At 29.0% G+C, this 19,028-nt stretch carries 20 protein-coding genes; 11 read left to right on the plus strand and 9 right to left on the minus strand.

Annotation, left to right across the window (positions count from 1 at the left end; translation table 11 throughout):
• Positions 1-71 precede the first annotated feature (71 nt).
• From AWN65_RS06050 to AWN65_RS06070, 5 genes are all read right to left on the minus strand, one after another.
• Complete coding sequence (locus AWN65_RS06050; RefSeq protein WP_060382345.1) at positions 72-1,289, minus strand: bifunctional folylpolyglutamate synthase/dihydrofolate synthase; 1,218 nt, start codon at positions 1,287-1,289, stop codon at positions 72-74.
• A gap of 14 nt (positions 1,290-1,303) precedes the next feature.
• Positions 1,304-2,071, minus strand: coding sequence for an energy transducer TonB (locus tag AWN65_RS06055; protein ID WP_060382346.1), 768 nt, complete (start codon positions 2,069-2,071; stop codon positions 1,304-1,306).
• A gap of 1 nt (position 2,072) precedes the next feature.
• Complete coding sequence (locus AWN65_RS06060; protein ID WP_060382347.1) at positions 2,073-2,462, minus strand: ExbD/TolR family protein; 390 nt, start codon at positions 2,460-2,462, stop codon at positions 2,073-2,075.
• A 2-nt stretch (positions 2,463-2,464) separates the two neighbouring features.
• The gene (locus AWN65_RS06065; protein ID WP_060383842.1) at positions 2,465-3,169 is read right to left on the minus strand and encodes a MotA/TolQ/ExbB proton channel family protein; all 705 of its coding nucleotides are present in this window, start codon (positions 3,167-3,169) and stop codon (positions 2,465-2,467) included.
• A 149-nt stretch (positions 3,170-3,318) separates the two neighbouring features.
• Entirely contained in the window at positions 3,319-3,876 is a 558-nt protein-coding gene (locus AWN65_RS06070; RefSeq protein ID WP_060382348.1) for a DUF6642 family protein, read from the minus strand.
• Positions 3,877-4,245: 369 nt separating this feature from the next.
• On the opposite strand from AWN65_RS06070, the gene AWN65_RS06075 reads away from it, so the two are divergent.
• The 4 genes from AWN65_RS06075 to yidD all read left to right on the plus strand — a co-directional run bounded on the left by AWN65_RS06075 (position 4,246) and on the right by yidD (position 8,135).
• On the plus strand, positions 4,246-5,439 hold the full coding sequence (locus tag AWN65_RS06075) for a pyridoxal phosphate-dependent aminotransferase (protein ID WP_060382349.1): 1,194 nt from the start codon (positions 4,246-4,248) through the stop codon (positions 5,437-5,439).
• Positions 5,440-5,514: 75 nt separating this feature from the next.
• Entirely contained in the window at positions 5,515-6,186 is a 672-nt protein-coding gene (gene folE, locus AWN65_RS06080) for a GTP cyclohydrolase I FolE (protein WP_060382350.1), read from the plus strand.
• Between the two features lie 75 nt (positions 6,187-6,261).
• Positions 6,262-7,743 (plus strand): cysteine--tRNA ligase, encoded by a 1,482-nt coding sequence (gene cysS, locus AWN65_RS06085; RefSeq protein WP_060382351.1) that lies wholly within the window; start codon positions 6,262-6,264, stop codon positions 7,741-7,743.
• A 164-nt stretch (positions 7,744-7,907) separates the two neighbouring features.
• Complete coding sequence (yidD, locus tag AWN65_RS06090) at positions 7,908-8,135, plus strand: membrane protein insertion efficiency factor YidD (RefSeq protein WP_060382352.1); 228 nt, start codon at positions 7,908-7,910, stop codon at positions 8,133-8,135.
• A 105-nt stretch (positions 8,136-8,240) separates the two neighbouring features.
• Here the strand turns inward: yidD and AWN65_RS06095 are convergent, their stop codons facing one another.
• Positions 8,241-8,957 carry a lysoplasmalogenase family protein gene (locus AWN65_RS06095; protein WP_060382353.1) on the minus strand — a complete coding sequence of 239 codons (717 nt, stop codon included), beginning with the start codon at positions 8,955-8,957 and terminating at the stop codon, positions 8,241-8,243.
• Between the two features lie 206 nt (positions 8,958-9,163).
• The gene (locus tag AWN65_RS06100; RefSeq protein ID WP_060383843.1) at positions 9,164-9,514 is read right to left on the minus strand and encodes a 4Fe-4S dicluster domain-containing protein; all 351 of its coding nucleotides are present in this window, start codon (positions 9,512-9,514) and stop codon (positions 9,164-9,166) included.
• Between the two features lie 144 nt (positions 9,515-9,658).
• Here AWN65_RS06100 and AWN65_RS06105 point away from each other — a divergent pair, with 144 nt between their 5' ends.
• From AWN65_RS06105 to AWN65_RS06125, 5 genes are all read left to right on the plus strand, one after another.
• Positions 9,659-10,717 carry an acyl-CoA reductase gene (locus AWN65_RS06105; protein ID WP_060382354.1) on the plus strand — a complete coding sequence of 353 codons (1,059 nt, stop codon included), beginning with the start codon at positions 9,659-9,661 and terminating at the stop codon, positions 10,715-10,717.
• A gap of 133 nt (positions 10,718-10,850) precedes the next feature.
• Positions 10,851-11,921, plus strand: coding sequence for a 3-phosphoserine/phosphohydroxythreonine transaminase (serC, locus tag AWN65_RS06110; RefSeq protein WP_060383844.1), 1,071 nt, complete (start codon positions 10,851-10,853; stop codon positions 11,919-11,921).
• A 15-nt stretch (positions 11,922-11,936) separates the two neighbouring features.
• Positions 11,937-12,887, plus strand: a complete 951-nt coding sequence (locus tag AWN65_RS06115) for an NAD(P)-dependent oxidoreductase (protein ID WP_060382355.1) — start codon at positions 11,937-11,939, stop codon at positions 12,885-12,887.
• 53 nt (positions 12,888-12,940) lie between these two features.
• A complete protein-coding gene (locus tag AWN65_RS06120) occupies positions 12,941-13,555 on the plus strand; it encodes a DUF937 domain-containing protein (RefSeq protein WP_060382356.1) in 615 nt (204 codons plus the stop codon).
• A gap of 819 nt (positions 13,556-14,374) precedes the next feature.
• Positions 14,375-16,594: a RelA/SpoT family protein gene (locus AWN65_RS06125; protein WP_060382357.1), complete on the plus strand. Its 2,220-nt coding sequence runs from the start codon at positions 14,375-14,377 to the stop codon at positions 16,592-16,594.
• A gap of 639 nt (positions 16,595-17,233) precedes the next feature.
• Here the strand turns inward: AWN65_RS06125 and AWN65_RS06130 are convergent.
• Positions 17,234-17,428: a hypothetical protein gene (locus AWN65_RS06130; protein WP_014164422.1), complete on the minus strand. Its 195-nt coding sequence runs from the start codon at positions 17,426-17,428 to the stop codon at positions 17,234-17,236.
• A 110-nt stretch (positions 17,429-17,538) separates the two neighbouring features.
• On the opposite strand from AWN65_RS06130, the gene AWN65_RS06135 reads away from it, so the two are divergent.
• Together AWN65_RS06135 and AWN65_RS06140 are read left to right on the plus strand one after the other, a co-directional pair.
• Complete coding sequence (locus AWN65_RS06135; protein WP_060382358.1) at positions 17,539-17,895, plus strand: hypothetical protein; 357 nt, start codon at positions 17,539-17,541, stop codon at positions 17,893-17,895.
• Between the two features lie 477 nt (positions 17,896-18,372).
• Positions 18,373-18,840, plus strand: coding sequence for a hypothetical protein (locus tag AWN65_RS06140; protein WP_060382359.1), 468 nt, complete (start codon positions 18,373-18,375; stop codon positions 18,838-18,840).
• Here AWN65_RS06140 and AWN65_RS06145 read toward each other — a convergent pair.
• Positions 18,835-19,026: a hypothetical protein gene (locus AWN65_RS06145; protein ID WP_060382360.1), complete on the minus strand. Its 192-nt coding sequence runs from the start codon at positions 19,024-19,026 to the stop codon at positions 18,835-18,837. The two genes, AWN65_RS06140 and AWN65_RS06145, sit on opposite strands and share 6 nt — an antisense overlap.
• Between the last annotated feature and the right edge of the window lie 2 nt (positions 19,027-19,028).

The raw sequence follows: 19,028 nt of genomic DNA on the forward strand, positions 1-19,028 counted from the left end.
AATATTCTTCCGTTATTGTGGGTGCAAATATAAGATAGTTTTTTTGTAAAACAATAAAAAAATAAAGAAAATTATACAATTTCTGCTACCACAAATGTACTTCCTCCTATATAAATAAAATCTTGAGCACTAGCCAAGTCCTTTACTCTTTTATAAGAATCTGAAACAGAAGAAACTATCTCATTAAAAATCAAACCATGTGATTCAGCAATAATTTTTAATTTTTCCGGAGCTAAACCACGAGGCACATTAGGTTTTGTAAAAATATAATAAGCATCTTTAGGGAAAAGCGGTAAAATATCATCTAAATCTTTATCATTAACAACTCCTAAAATAAAAAATAAACGATTATAGGTTTCTTTTTTAATTTGATTTAACACAATTTTTAATCCGTGACTATTATGAGCAGTATCACAAATAACTTTGGGCATAGCATCTAATTGTTGCCAACGTCCTAGCAAACCTGTATTCCTGACCACACTTAGTAAACCTTTTTTTAATTGTTCTTCTGTAATAACAAAATAATCTTGAAGAACTTCTATTGTCTGCAAAACTGTCTTTTTATTCTGTTTTTGATAATCTCCTAGTAATTCACATTCGTATTCTTCAAATATTCGATCGGAAGCAAAATAAATAGTTGAATTCATTTTTTTTGCTTTCTCTAAAAATACGCTCTGTGTTTCGGGTAGATATTCTCCTATTACCACAGGAACATTGGATTTTATAATACCTGCCTTTTCAGAAGCTATAGCACACAGCGTGGTTCCTAAAAATTGTACATGATCCCAACCTATATTAGTTATAACGGATATTAAAGGTGTAATTATATTGGTGGAATCTAATCGTCCTCCTAAACCAACTTCTATGATTCCTATATCTACATTTTTATCTGCAAAATATTGAAAAGCCAATCCGACTGTCATCTCAAAAAAGCTTAAATGATTTTCTTCAAAGAAAGTTTTATTTTTTCGAATAAATTCTACTACATAATCTTCTGTTATAACCACCCCATTTATTCGAATACGTTCTCTATAATCTTTTAAATGAGGAGAGGTATATAGCCCTACTTTATATCCTGCTTCTTGTAAAATAGATGCTAACATAGAAGAGGTTGATCCTTTACCATTAGTCCCAGCTATATGAATTGTTTTAATTCTTTTTTCAGGATTTCCTAAATGATTAGCCAATAAAACAGTATTTGTTAAATCTTTTTTATAAGCGGTAGCTCCTTGTTGCTGATACATAGGCAGCTGTGCAAACATCCATTGAATTGTTTCTTGATATGTCATAAAAAAACAGGCAACTATTGCCCTACTTCAAAATTAAAAACGATAAAACCTATTTGCTTTTCAGGGGCATGCTCATCGGAATGCCATCTAAATGCTCTTGCAGCATCTATTGCAGGATTTACTAAACAAGGATTTGTATTTGTTGTTCCTTTTACATAGTTAGCCATTATTACCTGACCATTTCTATTTACTATAACTTGTACAACTACTCTTCCTGTTTCATTACAATCTTGTACTTTACGAGATCTAGATGCTAAACTTCTTCCTTTTAATCCCCATCCAGACCCTCCTACTCCTGAACCTGATCCGTAAAATGAATTAGCATACCGACTTCCTTTTAGTTCTCCTTTATCCCCTGATACTTCATCATTACCATGTCCTTCATTAGCTCCTGCTATTTTAGGTCCATTAATAAAACTAGATAAAGCATCATCCGTTGACTTACTAGGCTTTTGCTCCTCTTTTTTATCTTTTATCTGTTCTTTTAGTACAGTCTTTTTAATAACGGGAGCATCAGTAGATTCATTATTTAGTATATTTTCTTCTTCATTTAGATGATCGGGCTGGGCGATCTTAGGTTTTGGCGAAGAAATAACCATTTCTTCTGGCTGTACCTTACCCTGCCCTAAATCAGTTGTTCCAAAATTGATCATTATTCCATTTTCTGGCGGAGGATCAACATACGTTAATCCAAAAAACAGAAACAGGAAGAATAGGATTACAAAAATTACCGAAGTAATAACAAATGCTTTTTTTTCCTCTGGTGTTTCTAAAAATAACATATCATTTAGGTCTTACTGCTAAAACAATTTTTATTTGATTACGATTGGCTATATCCATAACGTAAACGGCTTTTTCTATCGGCACTCCCTCGGCTACACGAAGTATAACGGATTTATTTCCGTTACCAAGTACTGATAATAATTTAGCTTCTATTTCATTTTCGGTAATCGCTTGCTTATCTATATAATATTTTTTATCTTTATCTATACTTATTGATATACTTTTATTATTATCTGTTTTTCCCTTTGCTTTTGGCAAAACTAAGTCCAAAGCATTAGTTGTAACCATAGTTGATGTTAACATAAAAAATATTAACAATAAAAAAACTATATCTGTCATTGACGACATATTAAATTCAGCCGAAACTTTATTTCTTCCTCTTAGATTCATATCTATCGTTCATTTAATAAATCCAAAAACTCAACTGCATTTAACTCCATTTGATGCACTACTTTATCTGTTTTTACAACTAAATGATTATAGCCTACATAAGCTATTAAACCAACTATTAAACCAACTACTGTGGTCATCATAGCAGTATAAATACCTTCTGCTAACATACCTACTTCTATTTGCCCTCCTCCACTTGCCATTTTATGAAAAGCCATAACCATTCCTACAACTGTGCCCAAAAAACCAGTCATAGGACCAGCCCCTGAAAGTGTAGCTAACATGCTTACATTTTTTTCTAGTTTATAAACTTCTAATTTTCCTGCATTTTCTATAGCTGTATTAATATCTTCTAAACGATTTCCTATTCTTGAAATACCTTTTTCAATTAATTTAGCAACTGGTGAATCAGTTGCTACACATAATAGTTTGGCTGAATCCAACCTACCATTAGCAATATGATCTTTTATTAATAACATGAATTTATCATCTATTTTAGATGCTTTATTAATTGCCATAAGTCGTTCAAAATACAAATACAATGCAAAAAACAGCATAACAAATAAAGATAACATAATTATCTGACCTACTAATCCTCCTGAAGTCAATAATTCCCATACAGATAAGGTCTTTTCTACTGGTACATCTTTTAGATTAGCCTGATTAATAGTTGTAGTAAGTGAATCTACTTGAAGAAATAAGCTCATATTTTTTCTTATTTTAAACGATTTTATTTTGAAATAATTGTTTGGTAAATATAACGGTTTTTGATTTAAAGTTAAAAATAACACCAAATACTGTACCATTTATAACAGCATTAGAAGAATAACATATTAACTAGTTGATAACAAAAATTTTAATAATATATTCTAAACCCTAATGATTGACAAAGGCTATATTGTTTTTCAAATAAAGTCTCTGTTAAATCTATTATGTCATCAATTTCTTCCATTAATGAAAAATACAAATTATCTAAAATCGTACTCAAAATAGGGACATTATTAACGTATCCTGAAAGTGCTTTAGCTCCTGTAACATCTAAAAAGTACTGAAAAGTTTCTTCATTTAAATCCAAAGGAAGAGTATTTGCAAAATGGATTATTTTTCCTTTTAACTTTCCTTCAAAAAACTCTGCTATTTCTTCAAAAGTATAATAATAATTATCTATTTTAAGCTCATTAGCTCTTCCTTGCATTACTAAATAAATAACTGCATAATCCTTAAAATAACGATCTTGAAACAACAAAGCACTAATACTTTCTTCAAAACCTTCTATACTATCAAAAGTTTTGTATATATTGGTTATTTTATATTGATATGCTAAATTTTCTAATGAGGCTAAAACAACGCTTCTTTTTTCTTCTGTTACATCCGCAACAGATTCTAAACAATAAATATGGTGGTTTTGTGACATTATTCCTTAATTTGCTTACATTCAAATCATCTTATAAATCAAATATGTTTTTCTTTTTGAGTCTTTCATTAACAAAACAACACAAAGTTATCTAATTCATAAAATAGTTTGGTAATATACCTTTTTTTATTTTACGAAATTATCATCAAATTATATTTTGGGTTTTACAAAATTAAACCCATGCAATATCTTTAATAAACAGTTAATTCTTTTTAACAAAAGAATATTTTATTCCATAATTCATATTATTTCTTTTTTAGCAGTAAGATAATAAGATTATATTATTCAAGTATCAATTAAATCAATATCTAAAAAAAATGTTTATTTAAATATTTTATTGCAAATTTGCATTACCAAATTAATTAAATCATGCCAAAAGTTTCAAATAAAGGGCTTCAAATGCCAGAATCTCCTATCAGAAAGTTAGTACCTTATGCAGAAACTGCAAAAAGAAAAGGGCACAAAGTATATCATTTAAATATTGGTCAACCAGACATTCAGACCCCAGAAGTAGCTTTAAAAGCAATTCAAAATACCGACATTAAGGTTTTAGAATACAGCCACTCTGCTGGTTTTGAAAGCTATAGAACAAAATTATCTGAGAGTTATAATAAAATAGGATTACCTATTAAAAAAGAAGATATAATTATAACAACAGGAGGATCAGAAGCACTATTATTTGCTTTGGGTAGTACAATGGATTCAGGTGATGAAATTATTATCCCAGAACCTTTTTATGCAAACTATAATGGTTTTGCTACCGCATCTGGAGTAAAAGTAGTTCCTGTAATGTCAGGAATAGAAACAGGTTTTGCTCTACCTCCTATTGCTGATTTTGAAAAATTAATTACACCTAATACCAAAGCAATCTTAATCTGTAATCCTGGAAACCCTACTGGTTATTTATACTCACAAGATGAAATAAACCAATTGGCAGAATTAGTAAAAAAATATGATTTATTCTTGATTGCTGACGAAGTCTATCGTGAATTTGTTTATGATGAAGAAGCAAAACATTATTCTGTCATGAATATTTCTGGAATAGAAGATCATGCTATTATGATTGATTCCGTTTCTAAAAGATATAGTATGTGTGGAGCGCGCATTGGATGTATTGTTTCAAAAAACAAATTAGTCATGGAAACGGCTATGAAATTTGCTCAAGCTAGACTTTCTCCTCCAACTTATGAACAAATAGCTAGTGAAGCAGCTTTAGATACACCACAAAGTTATTTTGATGAAGTAATTAAAGAATATAAAGACAGAAGAGATACTTTAATTACTGAAATGAATAAAATCCCTGGAGTAAAAATTGCCACTCCTAAAGGTGCTTTTTATTGTATTGCACAATTACCAGTACAAAATGCTGATGATTTTGCACAATGGTTATTAGAATCCTTTGATTTTAATGGAGAAACTGTAATGGTAGCACCCGCAGCTGGATTTTACTCAACACCGGGTATAGGACTCAACGAAGTACGTATTGCTTACGTATTAAAAAAAGAAGATATTATCAAATCTGCTCAAATTTTAGCCGAAGCACTAAAAACGTATAACAAATAATACAATTATTTTAGTTTTTAGTAATTCACTATATTTGCAATTCAAAAAATTTTGAAATAAACTATATTTATATTAATGGCTCATAACGAAGAATTTCACGACGAATTAGGACACAGTCATATAGCAACTAGTGCCACTACCCCTTTGCGTAGTGACGCTTTTGATTTATCAGACGAAGAAAAAATTGCTTCAATCCGCAAAGATGTTGAAAGTATTTTAAATACTTTAGGAATGGATTTAACAGATGATAGCTTAAGCGGCACGCCTAATCGTGTGGCAAAAATGTTTGTTAAAGATATTTTTGGAGGCTTAAACCCAGGTAAAAAACCAGGATCTTCTACTTTCCAAAATCATTATAAATACAATGAAATGTTAGTAGAAAAAAACATTGTAGTTTATTCTACTTGTGAGCACCATCTTTTACCTATTATTGGTCGTGCACATGTTGCTTATATTTCTAATGGTACTGTAATAGGTCTTTCTAAAATGAATCGCATAGTAGATTACTACGCAAAACGCCCACAAGTACAAGAACGTTTAACCATGCAAATCGTACAAGAATTACAAAATGTACTAGGTACTGATGATGTAGCTTGTGTAATAGATGCTAAACACTTGTGTGTAAATTCGCGAGGCATTAAAGATATAGAAAGTAGCACTGTTACTGCTGAATTTGGTGGTAAATTCAAAAACGAAGCAACTCGTAAAGAATTTTTAGACTATATAAAATTAGAAACTAAGTTTTAAGTATTCAATTATAAGTGATTGAAAAAACAACCATTAAACACATAAATTCAATCACTTATTTTCAAATTTCAACAAATGCGTTTATATACATCCAACTCTATAAAAGTTTATAACACCTTAAGTGGCGAAAAAGAATCTTTCATCCCTTTACACGATGGTAATGTGGGTATGTACGTATGTGGTCCTACCGTATATAACTATGTACATTTAGGTAATGTTCGAACTTTCATGAGTTTTGATGTAATTTATCGTTATTTATTACATTTAGGTTACAATGTACGCTATGTACGCAATATAACTGACGCAGGACATCTAACCGATGATGGAAATGTAGAAAACGATCGTTTTGTTAAACAATCACGTTTAGAAAAATTAGAACCTATGGAAGTAGTACAAAAATATACCGTATACTTTCATAAAGTTTTAGATCTATTTAACTTTTTGCCTCCCAGTATAGAACCCACAGCAACAGGGCATATTCTTGAACAAATAGAATTAATTCAAAAATTAATTAATAAAGGGTTAGCCTATGAAAGTCAAGGTTCAGTTTATTTTGATGTAGAAGAATACAACAAACAAGGTCTTAATTATGGGGAGCTAAGTAATCGAAATATTGATGAATTATTTGCTAATACACGTGATTTAGATGGGCAAAACGAAAAAAAGAACCCTCAAGATTTTGCACTATGGAAATTTGCTTCTCCTGCACATATCATGAGATGGAATTCTCCTTGGGGAGAAGGATTTCCCGGCTGGCATCTAGAATGTACCGCCATGAGTACCAAATATTTAGGAAACAAATTTGATATTCACGGTGGTGGTATGGATTTAAAATTTCCTCATCATGAATGTGAAATTGCACAAGGAAAAGGATGCAATGGTTCTTCACCTGTAAAATACTGGATGCACGCTAACATGTTAACAATGAATGGATTACGCATGAGTAAAAGCACAGGTAACTTTATACTACCTATGGAATTAATTTCAGGTAATAACACTTTTTTCGAAAAAGCATTCAATCCTAGTATCATTCGTTTTTGTTTTTTACAAGCTCACTATCGAAGCGAGTTAGACATTTCTAATGATGCTATGATAGCAAGCGAAAAAGGGTATAATCGTTTAATGGAAGCTATTAAAAATATTGACTTGATTACGCCTAAAAATCAATCCTCTGTTGATATTCCTCAATGGGTAGAAAACTGCTATCAAGCCATGAACGATGATTTTAACACTCCTATTCTAATTGCTAATTTATTTGAGGGTGCTCGTATTATTAATATCGTAAAAGATGGCAAAGAAACAATCTCAAAAGAGGATTTAGATTTAATACGAAAAACAATGAATAATTTTGTATTTGACATTTTAGGTATTGAAAATCAATCATCAATTAATGATAATTCTAGCAAATTAAATGGTGTAATAGAAATGCTTATTACAATGCGTAAAGATGCACGTATTAATAAAAATTGGGCATTATCTGATCAAATTCGAGATCAATTACTAGAACTAGGCATCCAATTAAAAGATGGTAAAGAAGGAACTACTTATACGTATTAAAGCACATAAATATAAAAATCATAATCTCTTTTAAATTAGTATCGTTATTTTATTCTGATCAACGAACCGAAGAGTTTATAAAAACTTATACTATCTCGAAATAGCTGATTAAATATTAAATAATGCTCTTTTGAGATAGTTTTTCTTTATCTAATAAAAATAACATGAATCTAAAAAAAATACTAATTCTTTCTCTTGTCTTCCTAGTACGAATATATCAATATATTATTTCTCCTTTAATGCCTGCTGCTTGCAGGTATCAACCTACTTGCTCTCAGTATATGGTAGACGCTTTAAAAAAACATGGTCCTCTAAAAGGATTATGGTTAGGTAGTAAACGTATATTACGATGCCATCCTTGGGGAGGTAGTGGTTACGATCCTGTACCTTAAATATAAATAAATTTCTTATTGTAAATATAAAATTTGACAACAAAAAGCTGCCCTATCTCTTACTTATAATTCTTTTTCAGAAAAAAAAGATAGGGTTCCAAATATCTATTCTATTTCATCTATTAAAAAGGAACAGTCTTCTGAATTAATAATTTCTTTTTCTCGTTCTAGCATATATTTATATAATGCAAACTGAGCAAAAAGATATAGAAACATACATACAGAAGGAAAAATAGCTATTGATAGATAAAAAAGCTTTAACACTAAAAGAAATTGAATAATTGCAAAAAAAACAGCGTTAATTAAGAGCCAAAAATTCTTTTTACATTCTTTAATCATATAATTTGAAAGGGCAACTCCTCCTAAAAAAGAAAGAAATAATACTTGAACTAGGTAAATATAAATCCCTTGTCCTAATTCATTTTTAGTTAAGAAAGTTAAATAGCCAAATGCTGTAAAAAAAGGAAGAGTACCTATAATTACAGGTAGTTTTTTTTTGATAGGTTGATCTTTTACTACCAAATATATTACAATTCCTCTATATATAAAAAAGAAAATAGATGCTACTACGGCACTATTAAAAGTTCGTGATACAAACAAAATATTAGCTATTAAAACAAAAAATAGAGCTAATAAAAAATATATATTACGTTCTTTAGAAACCACCCAATACATCAGCATCATAATAGGCATCAATAAAGGCTTTAAAATATACATTATTAAAAAATTATTAAAATATTCAGCTACAACTTCAAGTAATCCTATTGTAAAAAACAAAATTAAAAATCCTTTTTCTTGAGATTTTTTTTCGCTATAAAGCATATATTTGACAGTAAATTAAACTCCTTATTTCTGACTCTAAAATTACAATTATTTTTTTTTCGAAGTATTATCTTTAATTAATTTCTACAGTTTTATACGAAAAGAGAAATCAGCAAATTATAAGATAAAATTTTCAGATATTTTCACAAAAACATAAAAAAAGCTGCTTATAAATAGGCAGCTGATTATTTTTATGAAAGAAAAAATTATTCGTTATGCAAAAATGATTGTCTATTTAATAATATTTCTTCTGTTTCTACGTGATTATCATCAGGTACACAACAATCCACTGGACATACTGCGGCACATTGTGGTTCTTCATGAAATCCTTTACATTCAGTACATTTACCAGGAACAATATAATAAACATCATCCGAAATAGGCGTTTGTGCAGTTTCTGAATCTACTTCTGTACCATCTGGAAGTATTATTTTTCCTGTTAATTTTGTACCATCTTTCCATCTCCAATCATCAGCTCCTTCATAAATTGCCGTATTAGGACACTCTGGCTCGCATGCCCCACAGTTTATACACTCATCTGTAATTATAATTGCCATATTTTCATGCTTTATGCCGCAAGCCCTAAGCTGTAAGCGTTCAACAATTTTAAAAGCTTTAGGAAGTAACATACAGTCTACTAAAGCTAAATATCTTATTTTTGTGCAAAAATACAATCTAAACCATATATAAGCAAGTAACCTATGTCACAAAAAGAAATTATTATTGCATTTTCTAAATTAGGAAATTTCTTAAAACAGTTTACACCGCAGGGCAATCTAGCAAATAATCAAACGGCATATAATGACCTTTTTTTTGACCCATTTATCGATCTTATCCAGATCTCGAAAGCACATAATGGCTGGTTTACACCTGAACAAGTTTATTTTTCAATTCAATCTTGGGCAGATGCTTTAACAGAAGAAAACTTAATTCAATGGTTAGCACCTTACAGCTATAACGAAAAAAATCCCAAAACAATTGCACTTATTTTAGCTGGTAATATTCCCTTGGTGGGATTTCATGACTTTATATCTGTTTTACTTAGTGGAAATAAAGTGCTAGCCAAATTATCGTCTAATGATCAAAAATTACTTCCTTTTTTGGCTAATTATCTAAAAGCGGTAGAACCTAAACTTAAAAATAGAATTCTTTTTACAGAAGAAAAATTAGAAAATTTTGATGCTGTAATTGCTACTGGTAGCAATAATACAGCGCGTTATTTTGAGTATTATTTTAGGAATAAGCCTTCTATTATCCGTAAAAACAGAAATTCTGTTGCTATATTAGACGGTAACGAAAATAAAGAAAATTTATTTTTATTAGGAGAAGATATCTTTAGATATTTTGGTTTAGGCTGTCGTAATGTTTCTAAGATTTTTATACCTAAAGATTATGATTTCAAATTATTTTTTGAAGCCATTTATCCTTATGGTGAAATTATTCATTATGAAAAATATGCTAACAATTATGATTACAATAAAGCTGTTTTTTTAATGAGTCTTTTTAAAATATTAGATAATGAATTTTTAACATTAAAAGAAGATACAAGTTATGCTTCACCCATTTCTTCCTTATTTTATGAATATTACGAGGATCTAGAAGAAATTAAAAACCGTCTCATAAATGACCAAGATCTTATTCAATGTATTGTTTCAAATCAATTAGTAGAAAATAGCATTCCTTTTGGTCAAACACAAAAACCAAAACTCTGGGATTATGCAGACAATATTGATACTATTGCTTTTTTAAATTCACTATAAAATGGGGATTAAATTTTCAGACATAATAAAAAAAGAAAAAGAAAAAAAAACTCACATACACAAACCTCATTTTAACCTTGAGGCACGTATTAATTCCAATCGTTTACATACAACATACAATAAAAAGCAAACCATGAAAAAACACAATTATAGTGCAGGTCCTTGCATTTTGCCACAAGAAGTATTTGATCTATCTGCAAAAGCTATTTTAGATTTTAATGACATGGGATTATCGCTTTTAGAAATCTCACATCGCAGCGATGAATTTGTTGCTGTCATAGAAGAAGCTCGTGCTTTAGTTCTTGAACTTTTAGGATTAGAAAATAAAGGATATCAAGCACTTTTCTTACATGGTGGAGCTAGTTTAGAATTTTTAATGGTTCCTTATAATCTAATGAAAGTAAACGGAAAGGCAGGTTATCTTGAAACAGGTACATGGGCAAGTGGAGCTATTAAAGAAGCTACTCTTTTTGGTGAAACCATTATCTTAGCTTCTTCAAAAAATGAAAATTTTAACACTATACCTAAAAATTATATAGTACCTGATAATTTAGATTATTTTCATTGTACCAGTAATAATACTATTTACGGTACTCAAATGAAATCATTCCCACAATCTAATACGGTTATGGTTTGCGATATGAGTTCAGATATTTTCTCAAGAAATTTAGATTTTAGCAAATTTGATTTAATTTATGCTGGAGCTCAAAAAAACATGGGTCCTGCAGGTACAACTTTAGTAATTGTAAAAGAAGAAATATTAGGAAAAACAGGACGCATTATTCCATCTATGTTAGATTATCAACTACATATTGCCAAAGAAAGCATGTATAATACCCCACCCGTGTTTTCTATCTATGCCTCTTTATTAACATTGCAATGGCTAAAAAAAATGGGAGGAGTTCATGCCATTGAAAAAATAAATAATGAAAAAGCCAAACTTTTATATACCGAAATAGATCGAAATCCTTTATTTGAAGGTACAGCCGTCACAGAAGACAGAAGTCTAATGAATGCCACGTTTGTTTTAAAAAATACAAAACACGAATCCATCTTTGATCAACTTTGGGAAAAGGCAGGTATTTCAGGACTAAAAGGACATCGTTCTGTTGGCGGTTATAGAGCCTCTCTTTATAACGCCTTACCATTAAATAGTGTTCAAGTTTTGGTAGATGTAATGAGAGAATTTGAAAATTTAGTTTAACACAACACTTTATAAATGAAAATATTAGCCAATGATGGTTTATCTGATCAGGCCATTTTATTATTAGAAAACAATGGGTTTAAAGTATTAACTACTAAAGTAGCACAGGAACAGCTAAGTAACTATTTAAATAAAAACCAAATAGACATTCTTCTTATACGCAATGCTACCAAAATCAATCAATCTATAATAAATGCTTGCCCTAATTTAAAAGTAATAGGCAAACTAGGGATTGACACAGATAATATTATAACAGACCCTAATCATTCAAACACTATAAAAATCTTAAACACCCCAAACGCTTCAGTAAATGCTGTTGCTGAATTAGCTATAGGACATCTTATTTCAGGAGCTCGTTATTTACATGATTCTAATAGGAATATGCCTTTAGAAGGCGATACTCATTTTAATCAACTAAAAAAAGTATACAGTACTGGTTTAGAATTAAAAGGAAAGACCTTAGGAATTATAGGATTTGGAAAAATTGGTAAAGCCGTTGCTCAGAAAGCATTAGGGCTAGGAATGAAAGTTATTGGAACAGCAAAAGAAACAAAACAAGTTCCTGTTGACATTGAATTTTACTCCAATCAAAAAATTACAATTCATATTGATCTAATGCCTTTAGAAGACCTACTCCCCTTAGTTGATTTTATTTCTTTACATATACCCGCACAAAAAAATTATCTCTTAACCGCTAGTGAATTTAAAAAAATGAGACAAGGTGTAGGAATAATCAATTGTTCAAAAGGTGAACTCATCAATGAAGTAGATTTGATTGAGTATCTAGAAAATAAAAAAATTAGTTTTGCTGGTTTAGATGTTTTTCAAGGAGAACCTAATCCTGCTGTTCAGTTATTAATGCACCCAGACATTTCATTAAGTCCTCATATAGGAGGAACTAGTGCTGAAACTTTAGAAAATATGAGTATCGAAATAGCTCACAAAATTATTGATTTATATACATAAGAAATATCATTTTTAATCATTATTTTTATAAACATAACCAAAACATAATCAAAATGTCAGAAATTTTAGATTTAATCAATAGTGATTTAGGAAAACAAATGGTTACTAATATCAGTAATAAAGTAGGTACTTCAGAAGGAGAAACTTCAAATGTTTTAAGCTCTGCTCTCCCTCAATTAATCCAAACCATGCAAAGTAATTCAGCTACCGAAGCTGGAGCTGGAGGATTACTAAAAGCATTATCAAACGGTAAACATAATACTAATTTATTAGATACTATTACTCATTTATTTAATAATGGAATAGACTCTCAAGATGGAGTTAAAATATTAAGCCATATATTAGGTAGTAATCAACCTAATCTAGAAAATAAATTAAGTTTATCAACAGGCCTTTCAAATGATAAAATTGGTTCTATTTTACAAATGGCTGCCCCTTTATTAATGTCCTTTTTAGCTGGTAAAGCAAAATTAGCCAATGTACAAAATGGAACTGATTTAGGAGGTTTATTAGGAAGCCTATTAGATGGAAAAAGTATAGGTAATTCAAGTATTACATCATTGTTAGATCAAGATGGCGATGGTCAATTAGGTATTGGAGATGCTATTACTCTTGCTAATAAAAAAGGAGGATTAAATGGATTATTAGGAAACCTTTTTAATAAATAACGAAAGGATCTAAAAAGTCAAAACTCAGCACCTAACCTATCAACTCTGCAACAGAAGAAATCAGATCATCAGTGTCATCTCATTTACTTCGCTTGTTAGTTCGTTCAAATCTTATCTTGTTAGAAATGATACGATTACGACCTTTTAGATAGCCTTAACATTTTATCAAACCTTTTAGTTTATACAATTATCTTTTCAAAAAGACCACTAATTTACCTTTTATAGTGGTCTTTTATTCTAAATCCTACATACATATATGTTTCTACATTTAAAATAATAATATTAAAAACACTTTTATATCATTTAAAATTTCCTCATAATACTATTTTTTTAACCTTGAGATTATCCAAAAAGTTTGCAATTTTGTTCATTTCGACCAAAGGGAGAAATCACATAATGCTGATTATGAAACTTCTCCTTCCTTTGTCGGAGTGACAAACTTCATGTTGATTTAGACACTATCCTATAAAAGCAATAAAAATTAGCGTTGGTTCTCGATGCGCTTCGCGCTCTAACTAACGATAATTTCAATTATATACTCAACTGTTTGTTCGAGTTGTTTTAAAATAAAAAAAACATATCGAGAATTTTACTTTTTAATCCAGTATATTTTAAGTTTAAATAGCATTAACCACTTTTTACATATTTTTAAAATAAAAAACATAACTATCTATAAAATAACATTATAATAAAAATACAAACTATTTATTACATACATCAAACTTTATGTTTAAAAAAAATAAATAACAATCATTCTTACATATTTGTTTTTTATTAAAATTTTATTAAATTTAGGCGACACATATACCCCAAAAAACAATGGTTGAAATCGATATCGAAAAGGAAAATAAAGCAATAGCTCAGGAGTATAAAGAATTACTTCGCATAAGTTATCAGACATTGAGCGATGATGATAAAAAACTGATTCGCAAAGCTTTTGATTTTGCAGTAGATGCTCATCAAGATCAAAGAAGAAAATCAGGAGAAGCTTATATATTTCATCCTATAGCAGTTGCAAAAATTGTGGCTGGAGAAATAGGATTAGGTGCTACAGGTATAGCTGCCGCACTTTTACATGATGTAGTTGAAGATACAGACATAACAGTAGAAGAAATAGAAAAAGCATTTAATCCTAAAGTAGCTCAATTAGTAGCTGGTTTAACTAAAATCTCACAAGTCAAAAAAGACATGAATGTCTCTATGCAGGCTGAAAATTTTAGAAAAATGTTATTAACACTAAATGATGATGTTAGGGTTATTATCATTAAGTTGGCCGATCGCTTGCATAATATGCAAACTATGGAATCAATGGCAGAGCACAAACAATTAAAAATTGCCTCTGAAACACTCTATATATATGCTCCCTTAGCTCATCGTCTTGGACTCTATAACATAAAAACAAAACTAGAAGATTTGGGGCTAAAATATACAGAACCCATCATATACAATGACATTGTTAGTAAAATTAAAGAATCAAAAGAGGAACAAGATGCATATATAAAAAACATCTCAGACATTTTACAAAAATCATTAGATGAAGAAGGAATAGATTATATTATAAAAGGTAGACCAAAATCTATTTACTCTATTCGAAGAAAAATGGCAGCACAGAAAGTAAGTTTTGATGAAGTATATGACAAATTTGCTTTGCGTATTGTATACAAATCCAATCCACATGACGAAAAATTTCTTGCTTGGAAAATTTATTCCATTGTTACTGATCATTATCGTCCATCACCTAGTCGTTTAAGAGATTGGATATCCTCCCCTAAATCTACTGGTTATGAAGCACTACATATAACTGTTATGGGCCCACTAGGTCGTTGGGTAGAAATACAAGTTAGAAGTGAAAGAATGGACGAAATCGCAGAAAAAGGTTACGCTGCACATTATAAGTATAAACAAGGAGCTACAGAAGAAAGCAGCCTTGATACTTGGCTAAACCTTTTACGAGAAGCACTCGAAAATGCAGACAGTAACGCCGTCGATTTTGTTGAAGATTTTAAAATGAACCTTTACGCAAAAGAAATTTATGTATTTACTCCAAAAGGAGAAATTAAATCATTACCAAAAGGAGCTACCGCATTAGATTTTGCTTTTTCAGTTCATTCAGAAATAGGAATAAAAACACGTGGTACAAGAGTTAATGGAAAATTAGTACCGTTAAACCAAGAATTGAAAAGCGGCGATCAAGTAGAAATCATAACTTCTCCACATCAAAAACCCACAGTTACTTGGCTAGATTACGTTACCACTTCCAGAGCTAAAAATAAAATCAGAAATGTTTTAAATGAAAATACTAAAAAAATAGCTGAAGATGGAAAAGAAATATTAGAAAGAAAACTTCGCCATTTAAAAATTAATTTTAGTGAAAATACAATTAATGAACTCGTTGCTTTTTTAAGATTAAAAACCAGTTTGGATTTATTTTATAGAGTTGGAATAGGCTCTATTGACAATCAACAACTAAAAGATTATGCTTCCCAAAAAAGCAATACTTTAATTAATTTCTTTAGAGGGAAAATAAAAAAAGGACAAATAGCCAATCCTGAAATAATTCAAAAGGAAGAAATTACCCAAAAATATGATCTACTTGTGTTTGGAATTGAGCAAGATCGATTAGATTATAAATTATCAAGTTGTTGTAACCCCATACCTGGAGATCCTGTTTTTGGTTTTATAACAATCAACGAAGGGATTAAGGTACATAAAAAAGACTGCCCTAACGCTATTAGTTTACAATCTAATTATGCCTATCGAATCATTCCTGCAAAATGGATTGATTCTACTCAACAGGATTTTAAAGCTACATTAAAAATCACAGGAATGGACACTCTTGGACTTACCAATGAATTAACAAGAGTAATTTCCAATAATTTAAATGTCAATATTCAAAGTATATCTTTAAGTGGAGAAGCAGGGCTTTTTACAGGACAAATAACAGTTGTTGTTCCTAATATTTCTATCCTAAAAAAAATGATAGAAGGAATTAGAAAAATTGATGGAGTTGAAAAAGTAACAAGAGAGTACACTAATTAATTTCAATAAAATTACGCTCTTATTTTATTAATAAAAATTATTATCTTTTAAAAACCCATTATCTTTTTTAAGAAATGGGTTTAAAATAAATATCATTAAATCTAAATTATATGATAATAAATTCAAACAAAAAACGAATAAAACAAATCTTTTATTTTCATTCTAATTTGGATACCTATAAAATAAAATTTTGTGAATTTTTTATTTTGTAACATATATTAATTAAACAAAAACCAAACATTCTATGTATCCCTAAATTAAAAAAAAGAAATATTATAAAAACATTTGGGCTGGCATTAACTATTGTAAAACCAGCCCTTTTCACCTTAAGCTCTTGCTTGAGATTAAAATACCCACAGTTAAACACTCATACCTATTCTCGATATGTACTTCTATTGATTTAACATCTTAATAACCAACAAATAACAAAAAGTCCCCATCTTCCTTGTATTTTTGTTAAGATTAAAAACCCAGAATAAAATGATTTAGATCTGTGCGATAAAACTAAATAATTTCTCTATAGCATAAAGAAATAAAATAAATAGTAAACTTTTTAGTTGAACATATTTGAAGGTATATATAAACAAATAATTTATGACTTTACTCTTTTATTCAATATTTAAAACTAATTCAAGTATACTATTTATTATTAAAATCCTTATATTCTTTTATTTCTTCTTCTAATAATTCAATTGCTCGGTTACGTATTTTTTGTGCTGTTTCCGAATTATTGAAATATCTAAGAGCGCTATAAATTGTTTGTCTTGAAACCTCTTGAAACTCTTTTCTAAGAACTTGATGATGTTTAGTACCTAAATTAATTGACGACCCCATAAACTTACTTTATTATATTTACATTTGTAAATGTACTCACAAAGAGCACAAGCAAATATATATACTTTTTTTCAAACAAATTATGATTTATTAACTTTTTTTCAAACACCATGTCCATCCAAGAAAGAATCCTACAATATATTAATTACAAAACAATTACACCTTATAAATTTTGTAAAGAATTAGGCTTTGCAATGGGTTACCTTGATAAAAGGGGAGCTATAAGAACAGATAATTATTTGAAAATTATAGAACACTATAAAGATTTAAATCCAGAATGGTTATTAAAAGGGGAAGGTAATATGCTAAAAGATTGTGCTATTCAAAAAAACATTCTTGATAATGAAAAAATAAATTATAAAGAATTAGCAGAAGCAAGAGAAGAAATAATAAAACTGTTAAAAGAAAAAATAAATATACTTACAGAAGAAAATTTTATTTTAAAAACTCGCCTAACAAAACAATGAAAATAAGAGTATTAAGACACTAAAATGTGACACTAATTATTTTTTAAATAAACCCCAAAACATAATTTATTTAATTTTAAACAATTTTCTATTACCATTTAACTAACTTGTTATGTATATTCTACATTTTATTATATTATTTTTTTATTATCCTATCTCCCATTTTACCCAAACCAATTTAAAGGTATTTTAAAATTGATTTATTTTAAAGATATAAGATAGTAATTTTATTTAAAAAAACAAATATGAAACGTCAATTCAAAAAGATTACAATCTTTTCTTTCTATCCTTTTTTAGAAAATTTAAAACTTTTTAATTCTTTTACATTTAATATCGTTTTTTTACTCTCAGCTCAAACAAATAGTTTTTTTTGTTAGATTTGTAAAGACAAACATACATAATAGTTATGTAAATACAAAACTAAATATATTTTTTTTAACATAACTATTATGCTTTTAAAAACTAAAATGAATAAAAATGGATGCTAATTCTATAATTCTAGAAATTAAAAAAAGAGGGTTAACTGGTTATAAAATAGCTGAAGAAACAAAACTCACAGAAGTTGGTATTAATAAAATATTAAATGGCACTTCAAAAAAACCAAGAGAATCTACTCTTAAAATTTTACATAATTATTTAGCTAACAAAAATTATTTAGATGAAAATTCTAAAGTAAGTTATGAACACAAGGAATCAATTGAGATAAATTTTTTAAAAACGGAATTAAAAACCGCAAATGACACAATTGTTTTTCTTAAAGAACAAAATGATTTTTTAAGAGAACAAGTTTCTTTTTATAAAGATAAACACGCTAGTAAAGAATATAACAACTTAGTTAAAACAATTGATAATAAAGTAGATTATTTGTATGAAACTTTTAAAGAAAAGGAATTAATAAGTCAACTAAGTAAAATGAAAAAGAAAACAAAAAAGTCTCTATTATAGAGGCTTTTTAAAAAACATACCAATACAATCTTTTTTTATTTTTGAATTTTCTTCTGCTTGTATTCTTCTATATTCTTTCAAACATTGAGAAAATATCTTTTTAACGGTTTCTTCGTCAATTTCATTATTATCATACGACTCATTGGCTAACTTTGAAAGACGTATTAACTCATCATATTTACTCATAG

This window comes from Flavobacterium covae (assembly GCF_001534645.1).
Classification (GTDB): Bacteria; Bacteroidota; Bacteroidia; order Flavobacteriales; family Flavobacteriaceae; genus Flavobacterium; species Flavobacterium covae.